Annotated in this window: 8 protein-coding genes and 1 pseudogene; 2 read left to right on the forward strand and 7 right to left on the reverse strand. The window is 44.8% G+C overall.

The annotated features are described in order from the left end of the window. Positions 1–316 (forward strand): annotated as a pseudogene (locus AC6RV6_RS22150) (hypothetical protein); the annotation flags it as partial. A 33-nt stretch (positions 317–349) separates the two neighbouring features. Here AC6RV6_RS22150 and AC6RV6_RS22155 read toward each other — a convergent pair. From AC6RV6_RS22155 to AC6RV6_RS22165, 3 genes are read right to left on the reverse strand one after another with little or no spacing between them, the layout of a single operon-like run. Then, the gene (locus AC6RV6_RS22155) at positions 350–2500 is read right to left on the reverse strand and encodes a WD40 repeat domain-containing protein (RefSeq protein ID WP_500243055.1); all 2151 of its coding nucleotides are present in this window, start codon (positions 2498–2500) and stop codon (positions 350–352) included. A gap of 31 nt (positions 2501–2531) precedes the next feature. Beyond that, the gene (locus AC6RV6_RS22160; RefSeq protein ID WP_500243056.1) at positions 2532–3365 is read right to left on the reverse strand and encodes an alpha/beta hydrolase; all 834 of its coding nucleotides are present in this window, start codon (positions 3363–3365) and stop codon (positions 2532–2534) included. After that, a complete protein-coding gene (locus AC6RV6_RS22165; protein WP_500243057.1) occupies positions 3358–3879 on the reverse strand; it encodes a rhodanese-like domain-containing protein in 522 nt (173 codons plus the stop codon). Before AC6RV6_RS22165 ends, AC6RV6_RS22160 begins: the two co-directional genes overlap by 8 nt. 171 nt (positions 3880–4050) lie before the next feature. Here AC6RV6_RS22165 and AC6RV6_RS22170 point away from each other — a divergent pair, with 171 nt between their 5' ends. Next, positions 4051–5337, forward strand: coding sequence for a DUF3747 domain-containing protein (locus AC6RV6_RS22170; RefSeq protein ID WP_500243058.1), 1287 nt, complete (start codon positions 4051–4053; stop codon positions 5335–5337). A 61-nt stretch (positions 5338–5398) separates the two neighbouring features. Here the strand turns inward: AC6RV6_RS22170 and AC6RV6_RS22175 are convergent, their stop codons facing one another. From AC6RV6_RS22175 to AC6RV6_RS22190, 4 genes are all read right to left on the reverse strand, one after another. Next, the gene (locus tag AC6RV6_RS22175) at positions 5399–6580 is read right to left on the reverse strand and encodes a hypothetical protein (RefSeq protein ID WP_500243059.1); all 1182 of its coding nucleotides are present in this window, start codon (positions 6578–6580) and stop codon (positions 5399–5401) included. A 63-nt stretch (positions 6581–6643) separates the two neighbouring features. Continuing rightward, on the reverse strand, positions 6644–7288 hold the full coding sequence (locus AC6RV6_RS22180; protein ID WP_500243093.1) for a Uma2 family endonuclease: 645 nt from the start codon (positions 7286–7288) through the stop codon (positions 6644–6646). Between the two features lie 288 nt (positions 7289–7576). After that, entirely contained in the window at positions 7577–8377 is an 801-nt protein-coding gene (locus AC6RV6_RS22185) for a sulfotransferase domain-containing protein (RefSeq protein WP_500243060.1), read from the reverse strand. A 77-nt stretch (positions 8378–8454) separates the two neighbouring features. Continuing rightward, the gene (locus AC6RV6_RS22190) at positions 8455–9999 is read right to left on the reverse strand and encodes a DUF4127 family protein (protein ID WP_500243061.1); all 1545 of its coding nucleotides are present in this window, start codon (positions 9997–9999) and stop codon (positions 8455–8457) included. Positions 10000–10167: the final 168 nt, after the last annotated feature.

The raw sequence follows: 10167 nt of genomic DNA on the forward strand, positions 1-10167 counted from the left end.
AATTGGTACACTCATTGCTGCTACTGTACCTCATGAATTAGGGAATTGCTATATTGACAAAATTCAACGTTATCCAATTACCTTTGTAATCAAAACAGAAATGAAAGAATCTCAAATTTATGAACAATTAGAATCAAATGCAAATTCTGTATATGGAATTAGGGTAATAGTTCAGCGATATATGGATTCAATAGAAGAAATAATCAATATTCCCAAGCTCACAGAGATTTTTTCCCAACAGGTAGAACAAGGAAAAGTTAAAGAAATCATGGAAGAAATTGTTCTGCAAAGTAAAATAGAATTTAATTACGAATAAAGTGCTTAAAAACGAAAAGCTCAAAATTTGAACTCATTCCTCATTCTCAATTCTCTTCCAAACCTTAACAATGCCATCACCTCCCCCACTGGCAAGGATGTCACCGCGATCGCCAAAGGCAACCACATTCACCCGATCGCGATGACCGTCAAGAAGGGCAATTTTCTCCCCTGTTTCGGCATCCCAAAGGGTAATCGTGTGATGACTCGTGCCACTCGCAAAGGTTTTCCCGTCGGGACTGAAGGCAAGGGAATAGACTTGAGAGAGAACGCGAAGGGCGCGAAGTTCTTGACGATCGCGATTCCACAGGCGAATATGGCGATCGCTACCCCCACTTGCAAACATCGTCCCGTCGGCATTGTAGGCGATCGCATAGATTTTCCCCCCCGGTGCGAGATTGCCGATTTTTTCTCCGGTTTGTACGTCCCAAAATTTAATCGTGCCATCGTGACTGCCGCTAGTGAGAGTTTTCCCATCGGGATCGTAAGCGATCGCACTAACCCAATCCCAATGCCCGTCAAGAGTCCGTAAAACCCTTTGGCTGCCTAAATCCCAGAGTTTGACGGTTTTATCGTAACTGCCACTGGCGAGGGTTCTCCCGTGGGGACTGAAAGCGATCGCCACGATGAGGGCAGAATGACCGCGCAAATTCGCAATTTCTGCCCCCGTTTCCATCTGCCAAAATTTAAGCATCCCGTCGGTGCTGCTGCTGGCGATTTGCCTACCATCCGGACTAAAAGCCAAAGCCGCGATCGCATCGGTATGTCCAGTGAGGGTGCGGATCGATTCTCCGGTTTCCAGATCCCAGAGTTGCAAACAATAGTTTTTCCCCGGACTCACTAAAATTTTCCCATTCGGGGCGATCGCGAGACTCTCGATCCTTTCTGTATGACCCGCAAACTCCCAGACACATTCCCACTGTTGCACGAACTCAGAAGTTGTTTCCGGAGTCGTGACGCGATCGAAGATATTTTTAATCGAGGCTCCAAATTCCCAGAGATTTTCGCTAATTTCCCGAATTCCCCCTTCGAGTTCATTACCGAGATTATCCAAACGAGGGGAAGGGGGAGATTCTTCGCGATCGCCGGATTCGACTTCGCTGTCAGTTTGAGGAGATTCTGGTGTGCTAAAGTCTTCAAACTCAGATTCACTTTCCGTTTGAGGAGATTCTGATGCACTAAAGGCTTCACGACGATATTCGGGAGGAACCGCAGGGGGACGATGTTCTGAAGAGACTTCCTCCTTGACTATTTCTTGAATAGGAGGGTTAGGCGCAATTTCTGGAAAACCTTCGAGACGTTTCTGAATGCGGGCGATCGCGGCTTGCAATTCTTGAGTTTTGGGATCGATCGCGGGTTTTTCGTGGGAAATTCTCTCAAGATGCCGTTGCATTTCGGCTACAGTTTGGTTTAAATGTTCTACTTGTGTGGCGATCGCGCTTTCGGAGAGGGGGGCAGATTCGTCGCTAATATGGGGGGGATTTTGTTGTAGATTAGCGATCGCCTTTTGCAATGCTTGGATTTCCTCGGGTTGAGGCAGATTGGCGAATTGAGACAGACGGCGATCGAGAACCGTTAACTCTTCTCTTAATGTGGCGATCGTTGCGTTAATGGGTGCGATCGCTTTTTCAACTTGTTGCGTAGTCGTTTCAATATGTTCTTGGCGATCGCCCAGAGGAGTAACTTTTTCTTGGAGGTTGGCGATCGCGGCTTGTAATTCTGAGAATTGTTCGGGGAGTTTTTCCAGTGTCGCGATCGCGGTTTGTAATCTCGTTAATTGCTGTTGAAATTCTATGTTAGTTTCGCGATCGGACTCTTCAAATTGTGCTTGTCGTTCTCGAATGGGAGCGAGTCTTTGTTCTACTGAAGTAATATTATTGGCTAATTCCTGCAAGCGTTCCATCACTTCGGGATTGGGCTGTCCGGCTGCCTCTTCTAAGCGATTTTGTCGTGCGATCGCGGCGGTTAATTGATGTTGAAGACTTGTCCAATCTTCTGCTTTAATTTGCGCGTTAATTTGTGCCTCGATCGCCTGTTTTCTCTGCCACAAATTTAAACCTACCGCCAGCGTTAGAGGAGTTGCTGCATAAACGACCTTTTCTGTCAAGAGGGCAACGAAAGTTCCCGATACAGACATGGCGATCGCCAAATATTCACCGATCTCGATCCATTGAGCTTTCTTCATTAACAGGTGATGGGTGACTGTTCGCTGGTGACTAATTTAATTGTAGCGATCGCATCACTAATTTTTCAAATTCCTGCAACTTTTCGGCATAATTACCTCGGGCGACCCAAAATAGATCGTTATGCGTTGCCCCTTCTACCCAGAAAGATAATTTAGGTTCAGAGGCTGCTGCAAAGAGTTTTTGACCGTGAGAAAAAGGAATCGTGCGATCTTCCGTCCCATGAACAATTAAAACCGGAACATTAATTTTTTTAATTTTATCGAGATTGCGAAACTTATCAAAAGGGAGCAAAGGAAAAGGCACAACCACGCGAAAGGCTTGAGTAAAGGCACTTTCTAAAATTACACCCCCGACAGGTTTTCGCGCGGCTAAATACATAGTGGGACCGCCGCCCACCGATCGCCCAAATAAGAGAACGCGATCGGGAGAAATACCAATTTGTTCAGTGAGATAAGTATAAGCAATTTCAATTTCTTCGTAAGTATTGCGTTCGCTGGCTTTTCCTGCACTGGTTCCATAACCGCGATAATCATAAGCAAAGACATTAAAACCGACTGCTTGAAAAAACTCTAAAAGCGGGCGAATTTGCCCTAAATCCTCAGCATTTCCGTGAGAGTAGAGTAAAGTATAGCGAGCATTGGGATTCTCCAAATAAGTTGCTGAGAATTTTTCTTGATTTGTCGTAGAGAGTTTGATAATGCTTTCATCGTCAGCATAGCTTGCAGGAGGTGGCAGAAAAATCATTCTATCTGCCACAAAGAAGACATAAACTGCAAAACAAACATAAATAAAAAGAAGCGATCGAATCATTCGTTTAAAAGTAAAGTCACCGAATAGTAATTTTCTGATTTTTTTCTTATCCATTGCGATCGGGATTTGCCAGATATTTTTGAATGCTTATTTCTGATTCTGCCAAAACCACTTTACGCCAAGCGGTAATTCCTCCAGAAAGAACGACAAATTTTAAGCCAGTCTTTTCTAAATTTCGATAGGCACGATAGGATCTCGGTCCTCGCTGACAATACAGAACGATCGCAGAATTAGGATTTTGAGCGGCAATTTTACGAACTTTTTCGACCCCTGTACCTCGTTCGATCGCATCGATCGGGACGAGAAAACTATGTTTAATGCGATCGCGCTGATATTCTTGTGGCGTGCGAACATCAATAAACACAAAACTTTCTGATTTTTGCGTTTGCTGTAATTCTTGCACTGTAACGAGAGGAATATCGCTAAGACGATTTACTGTTCCTGCAAAAGAGGGATTGAAAACAGTTTGAGCCGCGATCGCACCAGTCAAACCGAGAAACATCACACTTAAGCAGAGGGAAAACAATATTTTGCGGGACTGAACAAACTTTAAACTCAAAAATTTCATTAATTCACTTTCCTTGCGATCGCGCTTCTCATTCTATCCTGCCCAACTCGTTCCCAATTTGCGATCGCACAGCACCCATAACTATAAAAACATTTTATTTTTTCGGGAAATTTGTGGGTTTCACGGACAAATGCTTGGAGAATAGGGAAATGTACTTGGAAGGAGATCTCAATGAAATTTGCACTTCCGCTTAAAGTAGCGGCGATCGGTGCGATGAGCCTATCCACGGCCTTCGCAGCAGTGAATTTGACAACACTTCGGCATAACTCAGTCGCCGAGGCTCAATCCCTCTTCGGCCAAAAAGAAGTCGATCAAGGCGCTTTTGCCGCGATCGCCTCCCCCTTTGGCACCAGTCTCTATAGTCTCGTCATTATCGAGCAAATTCCGGGCAAGCGACAATGTTGGGGTGAAGCTGGAACCAGCCCCATTCGCGTCGATGCGCTTTGGAGAACCTTTGATTTTACCGGCAATTGCGGTCGCAGCGTAGACAGTAACGGCTATTCCGTCCGCATTAACGGGGAAGATTTCGGGGTCGAATTCCTCTTGCGAATTGTCAACCGCGATGGCGATCTGCACCTCGTCGGAACCCCTCGTGTAGGCAGCAGCCGACCGGGATTAAATGAAATTACCATTGCCCGCAGCCGAGGCTCATTTAGCGGTCCTCACGAGGAGATCCTCTATAAATTCTTTCTCGAACCGGGTTGGCGCTTCACTAAACGGACGTATCAAGGGAAAACCCTCGGACACGTTTATCTCACTAACGACGGCGCACCCGTGCCAACTCCAACCCCAACTCCTACACCGTCACCTTCTCCAACCCCAACCCCAACCCCAACACCCACACCGACTCCAACTTCTGGTTTTCCCGATATTATTAACGATATCTACAAAACAGAAATTGAAGAAGCGGTTAAAATTGGCTTTATTGCTGGATTCCCGGAAGATAATACCTTTCGACCTCTGAATACTTTGACCCGCGAGCAGTTAGTTTCTATGGTGTTTGGTGCCGTGCAAACTATTCCCAATATCAATTTAGCCAATCCTCCTGCGCCTAGCAGCAATCCTTTCCCCGATGTTCCCGCCTCCCGATGGAGTGCGGCTAAAATTCAATGGGCAAAGGCGAATAATGTTGTTTCGGGCTATCCCGATGGGCAGTTTCGTCCCACTCAGCCAGTGACCCGGGCGGAGTTAATGGCGGTGATGAAAAAGGCGGCAGAATACGGCAAAGCTAAGCGCGGACTGTCTACGACTTTAGGTCAGAAACAAACCCCAACGGCTTTTTCCGATACGGCGGGTCACTGGGCTAACGCTTTAATCCAACAAATGTCCGGTTATTGCGGCGTTGCTTCTCCGTTAAGCGAGCAAGGCAGTGCGTTTGCGCCCAATTCCGCCACATTGCGGAATTATGCGGCGGCGGCGACTTTAAGAACCCTTAACTGCATTAAAGCCGATAGTTAATTGTTTGGGTGGGTTGTGTTGTTGCTTTGAGCCAGAGAAAAACGCGAAAGCAACAACAAACCTAAATTTCTGTGGGGCGATCGAGGAGGGTGACGGCTTCGATGAGGCGATCGCACACCACTCTTTCTCGTTTTCCTTGGGGAGATAACAGAAAAATACCGCTTCCATTGGTGTAAGCGATCGAGCCATCGGCTGCTAAATCGTAAGCGAGAACGCTTTTCGCCAAAACTTCCGGAGTTCCCTGTTTTCCTTGGCGCACTAACTCCCAAGTCGCCGGCACTAAGGGCGGCGCATCGCCATCTTCTGAGTGTTTTTTGGGGAGTTTGTCGAGGTTGAGCCAGTCTCCCCAGACTTTCATTCGTTTCGGTTCGACTTTTTGTTGCGTCCCGGCAGCCATCAGAGGTTTACCCGTGAGACTCTGGGTAAACATATTAAAGAATTGAAAAATAGCATAGGCCAAACGAAAGGGGATTAAAAAGATATCCTTTAACAACCGCCACAAACTAAAGGAGTGATGAAAGGATTTATAAGGGCGGCGAATATAGTAGAGTAACCCATCCGAACCGATTTGGGGTCCGAGGAGGTCGGATTTAGGATCTTCAGCGAGGGAAATGAGGTCTTGTTTGTTGAAGTCGAGTTTCTCAATGGAAAACGGCATCCGGTTGACGACAAACCCTTGACTATTGCGACTGACTCCAGCCGATTGATAAACGAGGGCTTTTTCTGCGGGCAGCCAACGGGGGGCGAGATCGATGGAATCCCCTTCCGTGATATCGTTGGGGCGAACGCTATTGGGGGAGAGGCTGGCAATATTAACGATTCCCGTGGGATAGGTTTTCGTACAGGCGATGAGATCGTGCTTGCTGCTGTAGTCAAGGTGACTGATGCGGAAATTGGCGTTATGAAAAAGCCGATCTTCACGATCGCGGCTGGGATCGAAGCAAAATAATGCTCCCATTTCTGCGGCTTCGAGGGAGTAAAAGAGTTTCCCTTCTTGACTGTTGCACAAACTGGTAATCGCGACGGGAACCACGGCTTCAGCTTGTCGATTTTGTTCTGCGATCGCCCCGGCTGGCATTATCATGGAGCGAATGCCGCTATCTTTCCATGCCCGTTGCTGTTGAACTTGTAAGCGTTGGCGTTGAATGGATTGACCGAATTCGCTATGGATTTCGCGAAATTGGTTAGTATCTTGTTGGAGATAGAGTTTGCCTTGGGCGAGGTAGGCGATTTGAAAAGACATGATAGGCGATCGGGATAAACTCGAAACCGATTAACAATATCTTAATGGGTAATGGGCGATTGTTCATTGCTCATTGAACATTGATAAAAGCCACGCCCCTACCTCGCTATGATTACTCTGGCGAGTGCGTCTGAGGGCTGTTTCGAGGAGGGATATTTCTAGATTCGGTAATACTTGAGAAATGTTAATTCTGCGACTGCCTGCATTGGCAATGGTAAAGGCAAGAATTTGATGACTTTGTACATCAACGATCCAATATTCTTGCACGTCTAAATCTTCATAAAGCAAGCGTTTTGTGCCGCGATCGTCGGCGAGGGAAGTGTTGGCAATTTCTATGACTAAATTGGGTGAGGGATAGCGATCGAGGTTAATAATTCCCGTACCATAAGGGACAGCATCAACATTCTCGCCAACATAATACGATAAATCGGGTTGAGCTTCTCGAACTCCGGTTTTGCGATAGGTGCAATTATCATGTCCGTTTAAAGCAATTTGGTTGCACGTGGCATAGAGATTAATGGCATAAGTAATAATGGTATGGTCGCAAGAATGATCGTGTCCAAGGGGTGTCATTTCGATTCTGAGTTGTTCGTTATAGTAATAAAATTTTGCTTTTTTATAGATTGGATCTTCTGTGGCTTCGATATATTCGTCCCATGTCGCATCGATCCAAGTATCGGTAAGAATTTTTGTTTTTGTGACACTCATGGCGAGTTTGAGTAAGGGAATCAGTTCTATTGTATCGTATTGGTGGGAGCGCGATCGCTTTTTGGGTTTAGAGCAGTTTCTTAAGCTATACAATCTACCTTGTTATTGCTTGTCCTCCCCAAAGCGAGCCAGCAATAACAAGGGTTGTAGCCCGATCTGCATTCACGTATCATTTCGGATTGCTATAGCAACGTTTAGATACTCTGTAATTTTCCTTGATAGTTTTCTGCTAAAAGTGTTCAGAAATCCCACGCTCAAGTCAATATCATGGCGTGGGAAAATCTCATATTACTTATATCCCAATCTCGACAGAGGTTCGGAAAAAAATTGATTTAATTTGACAATTGTTTGTGGAGAAAATTGTTGTTTATAGTCTCCCGGCGTGATTTTTCGTTTATGTTTAATTTTATTGAGATCTTGTTCGAGGGAAGGAGGAATGAAACTATCTTGATGAATTGTAATAAGTTCTTCACGAATTTTTTGCTCATTCTCAAGTTCAAAGCTCTCTAAAAATTGTTCTAACCATATCGGAAAGTTTGTTACCATTTCTTCATACGTTGTCACTCTGGTATTGTCGCGATCGCAATAGTTATGAAAATAGAGTTGATAATCCTTCAAAAGCCATTCTGCTATTGTCTCATTATGACTTTGATTGACAAGCATTTTTATTCTTTGTTTTGTTCTTTGATACCATGAAGACGATGTAGGAAGATAAGGATTAAAAACAAACCGATCGATTCCTCGTTTAATATAGGTATCTCGTATGACTTGAGGGATATATTTTTGATGATAGGCAAGATAAAAATAGAGTGAACTCATGGTATCTCTTGGATCGCGAAAGTGCAAAATAATCTTGGCATTGTCGGGATCGGGGATAGGGAGATAATGACGAAAAGGTCCGAAACATCCTTCCGATTCCAGTAAGGTCGTAAAAGTTTCAGGAGATTTTGACGAGGGGATGTGGTAAGGGGTTCCGGGTTCGTAGTTATGAGAATAATGAGGGATATTAGAGAGACGAGAGATATCCTTCATCAGGTGATGCAAGAACATTGTTCCTGCTTTCATTGTTGAAAAAATAAAAATACGCATTTGAAGTCTGCTCCAAGAAAAAATACTTATCTCATAACTTTAACCTTTCGATCCCAAAAAAACAATTAATTTAAGTCTTATTCTCGATCGCAAACTGTCAAATTTAAACCAATTTCAAACATTCTCTGCCAAGGGGAAAATACTTCAATTTGCCATTGCCATTGTAAAAACGAATTGTGTAGGGTTTGCTGCCAAACATCACAAATTCTTTTTTTCATCTCTGCGTGAATTTCCTGCTCTTTCTTTTTGAAATCGTAATAAGATGCACCGATCGCGGGCAAATAATTCTTGATTATTGACTGGCGAACGATCGCTTGATACGCCCAACCTTCCAATAAATGATAGATTTTATTGGTCGCAATGGCATGGCGATCGCGAGACTCCAACCCCACAATTGCCGTAGCTAAAACCGTACCGAGAGTATTACAACAAGTATTCCAGCCGCCATAAGCGAGAACGTCATCCCAAGCCGTAAAATCATCGAGTAACTGGACTAACTCGGTTTCTCCGCCATTAGTAAAAGCGATATCTGCGATCGCGATAGGTTTCCCTTGCTGTAAAAAAGCGGCAATGCGATCGACAAAGAAAAGCAAATTACGATGGGTCGTATAAGTTAAATCTTTAATGGGATTGTCCCATGCTTCTTGCATGACTTGACCCGGGGTATTCACGGCTAAAATAAAATCGGCTTCTTTTGAGGAAGAAACAAGGCAGCCACCTGCCGCCAAAATATGAGATTTAATGCTTTCTCCGAGGGGGCGATCTTCATATAAAGGAATGATTTGTTCGGAAAAAACGGAACTGTAAAGTAAATAAATCTTTCTGCGAATATTTTGAAATTGGGAATAAAAACGAGCGAGTAAGGTACAGCCTACTTCATCTGCACCGGGATATAAGTGAACTTTAGTTTGCAAGCGCTTGACTCTAATTTCTTGAACGATTGCTTGGCGATCGCGAGCAGTAAATCCATAAGTCGCGCAATCATCTTGGGGAATCGCTAAAAAATCAATAATTCCTGCTTCAACTAAAGCGATCGCTTGCTTATTAATGGTCAGATTTCCTTCTCGTCGCTGGCGATAATCTTGCAAATATTCTGGAGGAAGTTCGCGATCGATGCGCCCTAACTCTTCAATCTCTGTATCTGTGAGTCCTTCCCGTTGTTGCTTGTCTTGTAACCACCCCCAGCGAAAAATCGCCGCCCCAAATTCCTCGTAATAATCGGGTTCTTCCTCACTACTATTATAAGTGGGCGATCGCATAATCAAATTGCTCGCCAAAATTTTTAGATCTGGTTGCTTTTCTTTCAGTGTAGAAATTCGAGCAATGCGATCGCGCAACAATTCCAGAGAATCCTGATGCAGTCGCGAAGGTAATAATCCTCCATACACCAACATTTCTAGGGATAAAATTGCCCCGTGACACCTCGATATATTTTTCTCGACCCATTCCCAAAGGCGATCGCGATTGGCGGGTTGTTTTTTCCTCCCCAATAAACTTCGAGGAGGAACGAACAACTCTAAAGTATGTTGTAGATTGGCGATCGCCTGCGGATAAATCAAATTGCAAGGGCGTTCGTCAAGAGGCAAATAAAGAACAGTTATTTTTTGTGTGTTGTTAGTCATTCACTATTCACTGTTCACTGTTCACTGTTCACTGTTTAGGCGGTTTGCTGACTGAAGGAGGAGCAGCAGAAGGTGCGGGTTTTGAGATTTGTGGGGTTGTCGGACGTGCAGGGGCAGGGGCGGGACGACGAGGGGCTGGAGTGGCTACCCTTGGACGGGATCGAGAAG

The organism is Spirulina sp. LEGE 11439, from assembly GCF_059821285.1.